This is a genomic window from Streptomyces sp. NPDC051563, assembly GCF_044454225.1.
GTDB lineage: Bacteria > Actinomycetota > Actinomycetes > Streptomycetales > Streptomycetaceae > Streptomyces.
In genome coordinates, this window is the sequence record NZ_JBITDL010000044.1 from 14,053 (window position 1) to 27,488 (window position 13,436).

Consider the following 13,436-nt stretch of genomic DNA (forward strand, 5'->3'; position numbering starts at 1 on the left):
ACCGCAAAAAGGCCCGACCGGCCGCGGAGCGGTGATCGGGCCCGGAAGGGCGGAAGGTACGGCAGACGAGCCGGCCTGTACGCCGGGTTCTGTCACCCGGTGACCTCGCGGTCGCCGGGGAGACGGCCATCCATCTAGGACCGGCGTTGCCGCCGGTCTCGTGCGGTCTACCCGCGAACTCGGGCGAGCAGCCCTCGGACGTTCGCGCAGGGCCGTCCGAGAACGGCCCCTCTTGACCTTGCTCCGGGTGGGGTTTACCTAGCCGCCTGAGTCACCTCAGGCGCTGGTGGTCTCTTACACCACCGTTTCACCCTTACCGGGGGCCGAAGCCCCAGGCGGTCTGTTTTCTGTGGCACTGTCCCGCGGGTCACCCCGGGTGGCCGTTAGCCACCACCCTGCCCTGTGGAGCCCGGACGTTCCTCGGCGGGATCCGGAGACCCCGACGCGGCCGCCCGGCCGACTCGTCTGTCGTGCCGCCCATCGTACCGGCTGCGTCATCACGGCTTGACCTTGACGCAGCGGCAGGGTTTCTACTGGCCCCATGCGGATCGGAGAGATCGCCGCGCTCGTCGGGCTCACCACCCGGGCGATCCGGCACTACCACCACGTCGGCCTGCTCCCCGAGCCGGACCGGCGCCCCAACGGCTACCGCGCCTACAGCGTGCGCGACGCCGTCCGGCTGGCCCGGGTGCGCCGGCTGACCGAGCTCGGGCTGAGCCTCGACGAGGTGCGCGACGTGCTCGCGGACGACGCGGGGCGCGAGCTGGCCGAGGTCCTGGCCGAGCTCGATGCCGACCTCGCCCGCCAGCAGGCCGACCTGGCCGAGCGCAGACGGCGCCTCGCCGTCCTGCTCGCCGCCCCGCCCGGGGAGGCCGAACCCCTCTCGCCCGCGCTGGCGGAGCTGTTCGCCAAGGCGCCGGAGACGGCCTCGCCGTCGGCGGCGCTCGACCGCGATCACCTGCGCCTGCTCGACGCCTCGGGCGCCGTGGGGGAGGAGCTCTACGCCGTGCTCGGCGCGGTCGCCGCCGATCCGGCCGTGCTCGCGCTGTACGAGCGGCTCGACGAGCTCGCCGACGCGGACGGGGACGATCCCCGGATCGGGCCGCTCGCCGTGGACCTGGTGGCCGCGGTCCCCGCCGAGGCCTTCGCGGCGGTGGCGGCGGGGACGCCGCCGGGAACCGGCGGGCCGCAGGCGGCGCAGGGCTTCCTGGAGGCCCTGCTCGCCGAGTACGCCCCGGCGCAGGCGGAGGTCGTCCGCCGGGTGATCGAGGCCTTCACGGACACGGGGACCGCGCACCCCGACCAGCCGGACAGCCGGCCCAACCAGCCGAAGAGGGGCCGGGAATGACCGCGATACGCGCCGCACGGACCGGGGTGGCCGCCGTGCTCCCCATGGAGCTGGCCCTGCTGGTGTGCCTGGCCGCCGGGGTGCGCCCGCCCGGCTGGGCCCTGGCCGTCGCCGAGGCCCTGGTCCTCGGGGTCCTCCTCCTGGAGGCCGGCGTCCTGTACTGCCTGTACGCCGCCTCGCGGGCCCGTGGCGCCGCCCCCGCCGCGGCCCGCCGCGAGGCGGTCCGGGCCGTGGTCCCCGAGCCCGTACGCCGCCTCGTGCTGCACGAGCTGCGCGCGTGCGGCGCCCTGGTCCGGTGGGCGCTGCGGCGGCCGCCGCACGGGGTGCGCCCCGGGGACCACGCAGCCCCGTACACCGGACCGCAGACGGCCATGATGTACGGCCTGGTGTTCGTGTCGCTGATCGAGACGGTGGCGCTGGCCCTCCTCATCCCCTGGCCGGCTGTCCACCGCGTGGTGCTCGTCCTCGACGTGTACGGGGTGGTCCTGGTGCTCGCCCTGCACGCCGCCTGTGTCACCCGGCCGCACGTGGTGCGCCCCGACGGGACCCTGCGCATCCGCTACGGGGCCCTCTTCGACCTGACCGTTCCGCCGGACGCGGTGGCCGCGGTCCGGGTGGACCGGCGCTACCCGGAGGGGCGGCTCGTCACCCTGTCCGAGGACGGGGTGCTCGACCTGATCGTCGGCAGCCAGACCACGGTCACCGTGGAACTGGCCCGCCCGCTCCCCTTCCGCCGCCCGCTCGGCGCCCGCGCCGAGGCACGCGTCATCCGCTTCCACGCGGACGAGCTCCGCGCGCTGGTCGAAGCACTGCGGCAGCCCACACCCCCGTGACGGGCTGTCGCAGTGCCGACGGTGTGCGCCGAGCGTGACAAGCCCGCGCGCGCCTGTCTTGTCGAAAACGGCACGGCCCGAAAACGCAGGGAGTACGTGCTACCGGATCAGCCCGAAGGTGGCGGCCGCGGCGAGCGCGCCCACCGCGGTGCCCGCGATGACCTGGGCGAGGGTGTGGTCCTTCAGCTCGACCCGGGACCAGCAGACGACGGCGACCACCGGGCAGGCGAGCAGCAGCCAGGGCCCGTAGGTCATGGCGAGCATGGCGAGGCTCCCGGCGGAGACGGCCGCGTGCACGCTGATCTTCCAGGCGGGGGTCACGGCGAGCAGGGCCGCCAGGGTGACCAGCATGGCCGCGATCAGCGCGATCATCGTGCGGGGCGAGCCGAGGAGCGCCATCAGCAGGATGCCGGTGGCGACCGAGCCGATGATGAACACCATGACGACGATGCGCTGCCGGCGCTGACCGACGTGCCGGTCGGCCCAGCGGCCGCGCCGGATCCCGTACTTGATGAAGGCGAGCGGGATGACCGCGGCGAACAGGCAGCCCAGGAGTCCCCAGCCGATCCCGGCGAGGCCGGCGGCGTGCCAGCCGATCAGGAGGGTGTCGGCGATGATCCATGTCTTGGGATCGAGCCCGTCGGTGATCAGGCGGGCGGATCGGGACTCGGTGGGCTGGGTGAGCGTGGCGGTCACGCCGGGGCCTCCTGGCTGGTCGCGGTGAGGAACTCGTCGGCCACGGCGGAGTGGTAGATCCGGGCGAGCTGGATGAGTCGCAGTACTTCGGTGGTGAAGTCGAGGTCGTCGATGCCGGCGCCGGCCGCCGGCTCCTGGGCGCCGCGCAGCGGCAGGACCCCGCGGGCCTTGCCCTCGCGGGCCGCCCGCATCCAGAGGGCTTCGGCCGCCGGACTCGTCGCCGGGTCGAACCCCGCCGCCAGGGCGGCGCGGTGCGCGCGCTCGCGGACCTCGGGGGAGGTGTAGGCGTCCAGGGTCAGGGCGGCGTCGCGGATCTCGATCACCCGCCGGTACAGCCGCAGGCGCGGGCTGCGCAAGAGCCCGGTCTTCAGCACGATGTCGGGGGTGACCGCGGTCAGGTCCTGCCAGAGCGGCTGGAGCCGGCGGTGGTGGCGGCCGTCCTGGACGGTGCGCCAGGCCACGCCGAAGGCGGGGATGCTGCTCCCGATGAGGATGAAGCCGATCGCCAGGTACTTCAGCGCGTCGGTGACGTTGTCGACCGCGATGTCACTGGTCTCGTCGGTGAGTCCGGCGAGGCGGGTCGCGATGTACCCGGCCCGCAGCAGGGTGTAGAGCACGCCGACGGCGGTGCCGATGCCCATGAGGCGCACGCCGGTCCGCAGCCACAGGGCGCTGGCGTGCCGGGCGCTGTCCCAGAACAGCCGGGTGGCGGTGGCCATGGCGATGCCGAGGTAGACGACGAAGAGGAGGTAGTAGACCGTGGCCCAGCCGTTGCCTGCGGTCTCCGCGAAGAAGTCGGTCATCTCGTGGGGCCGCGGGACGAAGAACGCGAAGAGCACCGCCATGGCCGTCATCGCGGTCAGGGCGGCGTAGTGCCGGGCCCGCAGGCGACGGCCGGTTTCCGGGCGGGTGATGGCGACGACGAAGTCCACGACCGCGCCGGCCGCGATCATGCCCAGCCAGTGCTTGACGAGCGTGGAGAGGTTGTTGACCCCCGCCCAGTCGTCCAGGGTGCGCATCACGCCGGGCAGGCGGAGCGTCATGGAGACGGTCAGGGCGGCGAACGCCGCCCACAGGGCCCGCTGTTTGACGGACCGGACGGCCGAGGGCGCACGCCAGGCCGTCACCGTCCAGAGCATGACCAGGATGGCGATTTCGAGGTGTTTCACTTCACGACCACGTGTTTCGAACGGGGTGCCCGAGGGCGTCATGGAGGCGTACGAGACGGTCCTCGGCCTCGCTGTCACTGGAGGTCGACTGCGTCGTGTGGTAGCGGCCGGCCCGCTCGTGGATGAGCGTGGCCAGGGTCTCCGCCTGCCGCTCCTGCGGGCTGGCGAACTTGCTCCGCCCCATGAGGTGCGCCAGGCGGTCGATGTCGAGGCCGAGTTCCTCGTCGACCGATTCGGTCATGCGGGCCACGTTCCTGATCCGGGCCGCCTCGGTGCGGATGATCGAGGCCACGGGCAGCTCGGGGCGGTCGATCCCGGAGACGGCCGTGTGCGTACGGGTCAGCAGGCGCTGGAAGTGCTCGGAGGCCCGGGCGATCTCCCGGTCCGAGGCCTGCTCCGGGATGTCGAGTTCGGGAGCGACGTGGCCGAGCAGCATGTGCGAGATCTCGTGGAGGACGATCTGCACCTTGAGGATCTCGGCGGCGACGGCGTCGTAGAAGACGAGGTCGGCGACGTCCAGCCCGAGCCAGATCCCGCACGGCAGGGCCGGGTCGGGGGGTCCGTCGAGGGGCAGCAGGATCAGCGGCCTGCCGCGCTGCGCGGCGATCCCCTCACAGAAGGCTTCGAGGTCGAACGGCCGGGGTATGACGAGCCGGTCGGCGACGGCGGCGCACTCCGCGTCGGCGCGCTTCCACCAGCGCATGGTCGCCCTCCCCGCCCCGTAGTCGCACCGTCCGTACACCCGATCGGGTTTGAGAGTAACCGGAAGCGAAGCAGGGGCCCGCTGAGGGCGGATCGGTGGCCGGAATACGGCTGCCGGGGTGAGGCGCGTGGCTGAATTCGCGCCTCAGGACTCCTTGCCGCGGCGTCGGCGGGGCTTCACATCCGGAAGCCCTTCGGCCTTGCGGAGCTGTTTGATCAAGCCGGTGACGGAGCGCATGGAGCCGGCGGACAGCCCGCTCAGGCGGAAGGCCGCGGCCTTCACCTGCTCGTCCTCCAGGACCTGGGCGAACTCGTCGGCCGCCGCGGCCTTGCCCATCTCCTCGCGCAGCCGTGCGATCCGCTCCTCGATCCGCTGCTCGATCGCCTGGGCGTTCTCGCCGTCGGCCAGGTATCCGACGGTGACGCCGAAGAAGTTGGCGATCGCGCGGATTGAATCGATGCCGGGGTTCGGGTTGTTGTTCAGGCGGATGGTCTGGACGGTGCCGTGCGAGACGGAGGGTCCGGACAGCTCCTTGGTGCCCTCGGCGATCTCCTGGTACGTGTACGGGCCACGCCCCGCGGGGTGGATCGTCTCGATCAAGAAGCCGAGGCGGTCACCCATGGTGTCCCGCCGGCCGGTGGGGGTCTCCTCACCCATCACCGTCACTGCTCCCGTCTCCCGCCGGACCTTGTAGTCCAGTACTAAATCATCACCGGCATTATCTACCTGCCTAGATGGCTTTCGCCACACAGTGCAACGAACTCCGTCTACCCAGCTAGCGGACCCAGCGGAATGTGACCCACGCCATATTGCCCTCGGGGCACGCCGCCGGACCTTGACAGGGCATGAGTGCGGCGGCGTATCTTCGTCCAGCCGTCTAGCCCACTAGATGGCTCGGCGCTCAACTCCTCGACGCACGGCGTCTAGTCGGCTGAGTCGCGGGGCCGGTGGGTCAGGGCGGAGCGGAGGAGCCGCGATGCCGTCACGGCGGCAGGCTCCAGGTGCAGGACCAGGGGGTCGGAGCGCTCGCTCGTGGGCTGGGGTACGGGGGTCCTCAGCCCAGGGCGGGCGAACCGCCCGCCGACGGGAGCCGACGCCCGTCGGACCCCTTCCACGAGGCGGCCGGCGCAATCCAACGGGGGAGCCGCCGCCGGAAGCAACGGTCCGGGCCGCGACCCGGTGCGCGATCCGAGGCGCGCGCCGGGTCGCTCGCCGGGTCGCGCACCGGACCGCGGCCTTAGCCGGACAGCATCACGCTGCTCACCCGGCCCGCCATCCGGTCCAGGGCCGAACCGGGCGCCAGCCCGCCCCGCAGCAGGACGAACCGTGACGGCGGCAGCCCCGTCATCGCCTTCACCTCACGGCTCAGGTGTGCCTGGTCGTGGTAGCCGCACGCCGCCGCCACCTGCGCCGCCGCCGTACCCGCCGCCAGCATCCGCAACGCGTGCTGCAGCCGGAACACCCGGGCCATCGCCTTCGGGGACAGGCCCACTTGCTCGCGGAACCGCGCCCGTACGGTACGGGCGCTCCACCCCGTCTCGGCGCTCACCCGGGCCAGGGAGAGGGTGTTCGTCCAGAGCCCGGAGAGGGCGCCGTACACCTCGGGCGCGGGGGAGGGGCCGGCATCGAGCCGGGCGCAGAACAGCGCGTCGAGCAGCGCGAACCGCTCCGTCCACGAAGGGAGCGCCTGGAGTCGTTCGGTGAGGTGGCGGCCCTGCTGCCCGAGCACGTCCACCAGATCCACGTGGGCGTCCTCGAAGTGCCACATCGGGACGCCGAACAGCCGGTAGCAGCCCTGCGGGGTCATGTTCACCTCCAGCCCGTGCACGACCCCCGAGTGCACCCCGATCGCCGGCACCGTGCGCGGGCCGCTGATCATGGCCCGGGCCACGGGCCGCAGCCGGGCCGCGGCGAGATCCTCCGTACGGGAGACCCACAGGCCCTCGGAGAAGCTGAAGACCAGCGTCACGCAGCCGGTGGGCAGCTCCAGCCGGCGCCTCGGCGAGGTGAACTCGGTGTGGAAGCCGGTGTAGTTGAGAATCATCGGTCTCAGTGCGGCGGCCGGCGGGCGACGGCGGGCCGAGCGTCTGCCCGCGGTGGCGGCCGGCATCGTACAAACGTCGAAGGCGTCGACCGATCCCATGCCCGGTCCCTCTCCCCGCAGTTGCGCGGCCGGTGATACCGCGCGGTCGGCCGATGATGGCAGGTCAGGGTGAACGATGACCAGAGCGGCCCGGCGGCGGATCCCGTCCGCCGCCCTCCCGGCGGGCCCGGCCCCGGTTTCGGAACGTGTCCGTACCGGAGACCATCACGAGGGGAATCAGCGCTGCCGGTCTAGGCCGTCTCTTCCGGATCTTGCCGGGCCCGCGACGCCCGGCACCGCGCCCGGCCGCACTGCCGGGGCGACCACGTACGCCCGGTACGCGAACGCCCCGGCAGCACGCCCGGGCACGGCACCCGACGCCGCGGGCTCGGCCGACAAGATCCGAAAGAGACGGCCTAGACCGGCGCGAAGAGCACCTTCGCCCGGCCCGGGTCCGCCTCCGTCAGCCGGACCCGGATCCGCTCGCCCAGCGGGAGCGGCCGCGCCGTGGACTCCACGCGGCCGATCACCGCCGGGTCCTCCAGGTGGACCGTGCCGACCAGCGGCTCGTGGTCCTTGACGTCGATCACCGTCGCCTCGAAGACCTCCCCGACACGGTCCTTGAGCAGCGCCGCCTCCACCAGGTCCACGGACTCCCGCTCCGCGGAGTTCGCCAGCCGGGTCCCGTCCGCCATCTCCTTCGGCAGGGCGCCGAGCGCCTCCAGCACCCACCCCGGAGGTTCGGCCCCCGCGACGGCCGCCACGCACAGCTCGCCCGTGTACCGGTCGACGAGCCGGCGCAGCGGCGCGGTGCAGTGGGCGTACGGGGCCGCGACCGCGGCGTGCAGGACGGGGTCCGGGGTCTCGCCGCCGGTGAACACCGTGTAGCCGGCGCCGCGCAGCAGGGCCGTGCACTCCTGGAGGAAGGCGGCGTGGTCGGGCCGGTGCGGATCGAGCCCGCGCACGAGCTCCGCGTACGGGACGTGGTGCGGCCACTCGATCCGCAGGGCCTTCGCCGCCCGGCGCAGCCGCCCGACGGCACCGTCGGGAGCGGTCGGCAGGGTCCGCAGGATGCCGGTCCCGGCGGCGAGCATCAGATCGGCGGCGGCCATGCCGGTCATCAGGGAGATCTGCGCGTTCCAGCCGTCGGCCGGCAGCGGAGCCCGGTAGGCCAGCCCGTACGTGCCCCCGTGCTCGACGATCTCCTGCTCGGGCACGTCCAGCGAGATCCCCCCGCGCTCCGCCTCCAAAGCCTCGCGCAGCCGCCCGATGTCCTTCAGCAGGGCCACCGGCTCCTCGGCGGTGCCCGAGTCGATGGCCTTCTGGACGCCGTCGTAGTCGAGTTTGGCCCGGCTGCGCACGAGCGCCCGGCGGACCTCGGTGCTCTCCACCCGCCCCTCGGCGTCCAGGTCGAGCCGCCACAGCAGGGCCGGGCAGGTCTGGTCGGGGAGCAGGCTCGCGGCGCCCTCCGAGAGCACGGCCGGGTGCAGCGGGACCCTCTCGTCGGGGAAGTAGAGGGTGGTGACCCGGCGGTGCGCCTCGGCGTCGAGGGCGCCGCCGGGGGTGACGAAGGCGGCGACGTCGGCGATGGCGTAGTGGACCCGGTAACCGCCGGAGGGGCGCTTCGCCAGGTGCATGGCCTGGTCCAGATCGCGGGACGTCGGCGGATCGATCGTGAAGAAGGGGAGGTCGGTGGCGTCGGCATCCGGCAGGAGGGGGCTGCGTACCGCCCGCTCGGCCTCGGCGAGCACGGGCGCCGGGAACTCCTCCGGCACCCCCAGCTTCGTCCGCAGTTCGCGCAGCGCGGTCCGCAGAGCAGCCCCGTCTGCGCAGGTCATGATCATGTGACGGCGTGGCATGAGCCGAGCCTATGGGCGCTGGGCCCGGACGGCACGGCGAGCCGTCTACCCTGGTCGGGGGCCGCACCCCCGCCGCTGTGCCGTGCCCGTCCGAAGGAGAACCACCGTGCTCGTGCTGCTGCCGCCGTCCGAAGGAAAGGCCGCCGGCGGCTCCGGCGCACCGCTGAAGCCGGAGACGCTCTCGCTGCCGGGGCTGGCCGCGGCCCGCGCCGCGGTGCTGGAGGAACTGGTCGAGCTGTGCGTGGGCGACGAGCTGAAGGCCCGCGAGGTGCTCGGCCTGAGCGAGGGCCTGCGCGGCGAGGTCGCCAAGAACGCGGAACTGCCGACGGCTGTCGCCCGCCCGGCCGGGGAGATCTACACGGGCGTCCTGTACGACGCGCTGGGCCTGTCGACGCTGACGCCGGCGGCGGCTTCCCTGGCCGCGGACTCCCTGCTGGTCTTCTCGGGCCTGTGGGGAGCGGTCGGCATCGCGGACCGCATCCCCTCCTACCGCTGCTCGATGGGCGTGAAGCTGCCGGGGCTGGGGGCGCTGGGCGCGTTCTGGCGCGAACCGATGGCCTCGGTGATGCCGGCGGCGGCCGGCCAGGGCCTGGTCCTGGACCTGCGGTCCTCGGCGTACGCGGCCGCGTGGAAGCCGAAGGGGGAGGTGGCGGGGCGCACGGCCACGGTCCGCGTGCTGCACTCCCAGGTGGTCGACGGTGTGGAGAAGCGGTCGGTGGTGAGCCACTTCAACAAGGCCACCAAGGGCCGCCTGGTCCGCGACCTCCTGTCGGCGGGCGCGGTCCCCGCGTCCCCGGCGGAGCTGGTGACGGCCCTGCGCGATCTCGGTTTCACGGTGGAGGCCGAAACACCGACGAAGCCGGGCAAGGCCTGGTCCCTCGACGTGGTCGTCACCCAGATCCACTGACGGAACGAGGTGCCGCGGCCGGGCATCTTCAGCCGTCCGGCGTTTGAGGACCGGGGTCTGGGGCGGAGCCCCAGAAGCGGTCCGGGCGCAGCCCGGGGAACGGGCGAAGGGCGGGTAGGGGACAGGCCCCGCGCAGCGGCCGGCCGCTCAGCGCCCCAGGGGCCAGGCCACCGCGGCCGGCGCATGGTCCGAGGCGCCCGCATAGGTGGCGCACGCGTCCGTGAGGGTCTCCAGCAGGGTCAGCGGATCGACCAGCGGATGCTCCATACCGCGGAGCCAGGTCACCGCGAGGTCCCCCGGCAGCGCGGCCGGCGGCACCAGGACGTAGCTGCCCCGGCAGTGCCATCGCAGCCCCGGGTGCTCGTCCATCGTCTCGGGGTGGCAGTCCAGCTCGCAGGGCCACCACTCGTCCTCGTCCTCGGGGGTTCCCCGGGTCGCGGTGAAGAAGAGCATCCGGGCCTGGTCGCCCGTACCGCCGGACTCGGCGACCGGGCCGACCTCGATGCCGGCGGCGAGCAGGCGTTCCAGCGCGCTGTGCCCGGCTTCGAGGGGGACGTCCAGTACGTCGTGGACCATGCCCGTCGCGGTGATGAAGTTGGCCGCGGGCTGGTCGCGGGCCCAGCGTTCGACCTGTGCGCGGTCCGTCGTGGACTGCGTCTGCCAGGCGAAGGAGATGGGGTGTCGCGCGGGCGTCGGACAGCCGATCCGGTCGCACGAGCACCGGTAGCCGGCCGGATGCGCGGCGGGCGAGATGGGCAGACCCGCGGCGGCGACGGCCAGCAGCAGGGCTTCGCGTTCGCGTGCGGGGTCCTCGGCGTCGGGTTTGGGCTTGCGGCGCAGCCACTGGGAAATCCTGCTCTGCTCGCCGCGTTTGACGCGGCCCGACTCAGACCCCATCTATCCCCTCACCTACACCGTTGCCCCGGCAGACCCTCACATGTTCCCACCATCCTGGGCGCCGGGTGACCGCACCCCCCGACCAGGAGTCCCACATAACCATAGAAATCGGCCATATGTTCTCGGCCATCAGGGGGTCATGACTTATCCCACCCGGCTCCGGCCCCCGCCCCGGCCCCGCCCAGCACCGCGTCCACCAGCGCATCCGTGAATGCGTGCGTCAGCGGCGCCGTGCGCAGCAGCCAGCGGTAGGTCAGAGGTCCGAGGAGCATTTCGACGGTCAGCCGCAGATCGGTTTCCGGCGGGAGCTGCCCGGCCTCCCGGGCCGACCGCAGCCGCTCCTCGTACAGGGCGAGCTGGGGCTCCAGCAGCTGCTCGGTGAAGCGCGCCCCGAGCTCGGGATCGGTGGCGCCGGCCGCCGTCAGGGCCCGCGCGGGGGCCGCGTACCGCTCGTCGGCGAACTCGTCCACGGTCGCCCGCAGTACGGACTTCAGGTCGGCGGCCAGATCCCCGGTGTCGGGGAAGCGCCACGCCCCCTCGGGCTGCGCGTCCCCGGCGAGCGCGAGCGAGGCGTCGAGCAGGACGGCGGCCTTCGACGGCCACCAGCGGTAGATGGTCTGCTTGCCGACTCCGGCGCGGGCGGCGATGGCCTCGATGGTCAGCTTGTTGTAGCCGACCTCCCCCACCAGGGCGAGCGCCGCATCCAGGATGGCCCGCCGCGAGCGGTCGCTGCGCCGTGTGGCGTCCGGGGGCCGGGGTGCGGAGGCGGGACCGGAACCGGTACCGGGTTCGGGGAGGGGACTGGAGCTCATTTCGGCAACTTATCAACCACGAACCGCTCGTCTTTCAGCCGTTCAGGAAACCACCCAATCAGTTCACTGCGCCGTCCTCGCCGAGGAGGGACGATTCTCTTCTCATCACCGTGAGGAGCCTTCGTTGCACAGAGACGCCACACCCCGGCGCTACCTGATGTGCCCACCCGCGCACTTCAAGGTCACGTACTCCATCAACCCGTGGATGGACCCCACGAAACCGGTGGACCTGCCCCTGGCCATGGCCCAGTGGGAGGACCTCCGCGACCGCTACCTGGCCCTCGGCCACACCGTCGAGACCCTCGTCCCCGACCGGGGACTGCCCGACATGGTGTTCGCCGCGAACGGCGCGCTCGTCGTCGACGGCCGGGTGCTGGGCGCGCGGTTCGCCTACCCCGAGCGGGCCGCCGAGGCGGAGATCCACCTCGACTGGTTCCGCGGGCACGGCTTCCGCGACGTCCACGAGCCGTCCCACGTCAACGAGGGCGAGGGCGACTTCGCCGTCACCGCCACCTACATCCTGGCCGGGCGGGGCTTCCGCTCCAGCCCGCTCTCGCACGACGAGGCCCAGGAGTTCTTCGGCCGTCCGGTCATCGGCCTCGACCTGGTCGACCCGCGCTACTACCACCTGGACACGGCCCTGTCCGTGCTCGACGGCGACGAGATCATGTACTACCCGGAGGCCTTCTCCGAGGGCAGCCGGGCGGTCCTGCGCCGGCTCTTCCCCGACGCGCTGATCGCGCGGGCCGAGGACGCGGCGGCCCTCGGGCTCAACGCGGTCTCGGACGGCCGGCACGTGCTGCTCCCGCAGGAGGCGACCGGACTCCTCGCACCCCTGCGGGCGCGGGGGTTCGAGCCGGTCCCGATGGACCTGGGGGAGCTGCTCAAGGGCGGCGGCAGCGTGAAGTGCTGCACGCAGGAGCTGAGGCCCTAGCCGCCCCGGCGGGCGGCGGGTCCCGACGGGCCCGGGCCCCTCGCGGGTCCGGGCCCCAGGACGTCAGTCCCCCTGCGGGGGCGGCCACTCCTGGCCCCAGTCGGCGTTGCGCGCGGCCTTGTACAGGTCGCCGTGGCGCTTGGTCACGTTGACCTTGGTCTGTCCCTCGGCCTCGGGTCCGCACAGTTCCAGCAGGACCAGCCCCTTGCGGATCTGCGGCCTGCGCGTGATCCGGGAGGCGGCCGGCTCCACCGGGAAGCGGGTGGCGGCCACGTAGCTGAACTTCTCGTCCTCGTAGGAGAGGGAGCCGCCCTTGACCTGACGGTGCAGGGAGGACCGGCTGACCCGGGCCGAGAAGTGGCACCAGTCCTTGCCGACCTCGATGGGGCAGGTCCCGTCGTGCGGGCACGGGGCGGCGACGTGCAGCCCGGCCTCGATCAGCTGGTCGCGGGCCTCACGGATGCGCAGGTACCCCTCCGGCGTGCCCGGCTCGATCAGCACCACGGCCTGACCGGCCCGCGCCGCCTCGGCGACCACCTCGCGGCGGGCCTCCGGGGTCAGCTCGCCCAGAACGTACGAGACCGTCACCAGGTCCGTCGCGGGCAGCGTCATCCCCGCCCCGATGATGCTCTGCCGCCACTCGGCGGCCCGCAGCGCGGCGGAGGAGGAGGCCGCGGCCAGCTCCTTGCCGAGCACCAGGGCCGGATCCGCCCAGTCCAGTACCGCCGTCTCGCGCGGCCCGCCCCAGGTGGCGTCCGCCGCCCAGGCCGCCGCGCCGGTGCCGCCGCCCACGTCCACGTGCGAGGCCGGGGCCCAGCCCGGGGCCGCCTCGGCGAGCCCGTCCAGGGCGGACCGTACGGCCTCGAAGGTGGCGGGCATCCGGTACGCCGCGTACGCGGCCACGTCGGAGCGGTTGCGCAGCACGGGGGTGTTGGTCGGGATCGTGCCCCGGTAGTTGGCGATCAGCCGCTCCACGGCGGCCGTGGCCTGCTTCTGCGGGAGGCCTTCGAGCAGCCCGGCGAGGGCGCTGCGCAGGGTTTCGGCGGTGGTGGTGGCGGTGTCGTTCACCCGCCAAGTTTACGGGGCCGGGGCAGGCCCGACGCCGGGCCGGGGGGGGGGGCCGGCCCCCGCCCCCGCCCCCCCCCCCCGGCGCCCGCACAAGGCCCCCCGCCGGGGGCCCGGCGGGGGTAAGCGC

12 protein-coding genes, 1 other RNA gene and 1 pseudogene are annotated in these 13,436 nt (G+C 73.3%); 4 read left to right on the forward strand and 10 right to left on the reverse strand.

Going from position 1 to position 13,436, the window contains the following annotated elements:
• Positions 1 to 62: 62 nt before the first annotated feature.
• Positions 63 to 464: RNase P RNA component class A (gene rnpB / locus ACIA8F_RS35810), an RNA gene on the reverse strand.
• Positions 465 to 541: 77 nt separating this feature from the next.
• Between rnpB and ACIA8F_RS35815 the strand changes: the two genes are divergently transcribed.
• Complete coding sequence (locus ACIA8F_RS35815; RefSeq protein ID WP_399385209.1) at positions 542 to 1,348, forward strand: MerR family transcriptional regulator; 807 nt, start codon at positions 542 to 544, stop codon at positions 1,346 to 1,348.
• Positions 1,345 to 2,181, forward strand: a complete 837-nt coding sequence (locus tag ACIA8F_RS35820; RefSeq protein ID WP_399385210.1) for a hypothetical protein — start codon at positions 1,345 to 1,347, stop codon at positions 2,179 to 2,181. The genes ACIA8F_RS35815 and ACIA8F_RS35820 overlap by 4 nt, the downstream gene beginning before the upstream one ends.
• Positions 2,182 to 2,280: 99 nt before the next feature.
• Here ACIA8F_RS35820 and ACIA8F_RS35825 read toward each other — a convergent pair whose 3' ends face one another.
• From ACIA8F_RS35825 to ACIA8F_RS35850, 6 genes are all read right to left on the reverse strand, one after another.
• The gene (locus tag ACIA8F_RS35825) at positions 2,281 to 2,877 is read right to left on the reverse strand and encodes a hypothetical protein (protein ID WP_399385211.1); all 597 of its coding nucleotides are present in this window, start codon (positions 2,875 to 2,877) and stop codon (positions 2,281 to 2,283) included.
• The gene (locus ACIA8F_RS35830; RefSeq protein ID WP_399385212.1) at positions 2,874 to 4,046 is read right to left on the reverse strand and encodes an MAB_1171c family putative transporter; all 1,173 of its coding nucleotides are present in this window, start codon (positions 4,044 to 4,046) and stop codon (positions 2,874 to 2,876) included. The genes ACIA8F_RS35825 and ACIA8F_RS35830 overlap by 4 nt, the downstream gene beginning before the upstream one ends.
• Before the next feature lies 1 nt (position 4,047).
• Complete coding sequence (locus ACIA8F_RS35835; RefSeq protein WP_399385213.1) at positions 4,048 to 4,749, reverse strand: hypothetical protein; 702 nt, start codon at positions 4,747 to 4,749, stop codon at positions 4,048 to 4,050.
• Between the two features lie 144 nt (positions 4,750 to 4,893).
• The gene (locus tag ACIA8F_RS35840; protein ID WP_399385214.1) at positions 4,894 to 5,406 is read right to left on the reverse strand and encodes an XRE family transcriptional regulator; all 513 of its coding nucleotides are present in this window, start codon (positions 5,404 to 5,406) and stop codon (positions 4,894 to 4,896) included.
• A gap of 580 nt (positions 5,407 to 5,986) precedes the next feature.
• Positions 5,987 to 6,892 carry a helix-turn-helix domain-containing protein gene (locus ACIA8F_RS35845; protein ID WP_399385215.1) on the reverse strand — a complete coding sequence of 302 codons (906 nt, stop codon included), beginning with the start codon at positions 6,890 to 6,892 and terminating at the stop codon, positions 5,987 to 5,989.
• A 356-nt stretch (positions 6,893 to 7,248) separates the two neighbouring features.
• Positions 7,249 to 8,691 carry an RNB domain-containing ribonuclease gene (locus ACIA8F_RS35850; RefSeq protein WP_399385216.1) on the reverse strand — a complete coding sequence of 481 codons (1,443 nt, stop codon included), beginning with the start codon at positions 8,689 to 8,691 and terminating at the stop codon, positions 7,249 to 7,251.
• Between the two features lie 106 nt (positions 8,692 to 8,797).
• On the opposite strand from ACIA8F_RS35850, the gene yaaA reads away from it, so the two are divergent.
• Complete coding sequence (gene yaaA, locus ACIA8F_RS35855; protein ID WP_399385217.1) at positions 8,798 to 9,598, forward strand: peroxide stress protein YaaA; 801 nt, start codon at positions 8,798 to 8,800, stop codon at positions 9,596 to 9,598.
• Positions 9,599 to 9,745: 147 nt separating this feature from the next.
• Here yaaA and ACIA8F_RS35860 read toward each other — a convergent pair whose 3' ends face one another.
• Complete coding sequence (locus ACIA8F_RS35860; RefSeq protein ID WP_399385218.1) at positions 9,746 to 10,495, reverse strand: bifunctional DNA primase/polymerase; 750 nt, start codon at positions 10,493 to 10,495, stop codon at positions 9,746 to 9,748.
• A 137-nt stretch (positions 10,496 to 10,632) separates the two neighbouring features.
• Entirely contained in the window at positions 10,633 to 11,307 is a 675-nt protein-coding gene (locus ACIA8F_RS35865) for a TetR/AcrR family transcriptional regulator (protein WP_399385219.1), read from the reverse strand.
• 97 nt (positions 11,308 to 11,404) lie between these two features.
• Here ACIA8F_RS35865 and ddaH point away from each other — a divergent pair.
• A pseudogene (ddaH, locus tag ACIA8F_RS35870) lies at positions 11,405 to 12,241 on the forward strand (dimethylargininase); the annotation flags it as partial.
• 63 nt (positions 12,242 to 12,304) lie between these two features.
• Here ddaH and ACIA8F_RS35875 read toward each other — a convergent pair.
• Positions 12,305 to 13,309: a small ribosomal subunit Rsm22 family protein gene (locus ACIA8F_RS35875; protein ID WP_399385220.1), complete on the reverse strand. Its 1,005-nt coding sequence runs from the start codon at positions 13,307 to 13,309 to the stop codon at positions 12,305 to 12,307.
• Positions 13,310 to 13,436: the final 127 nt, after the last annotated feature.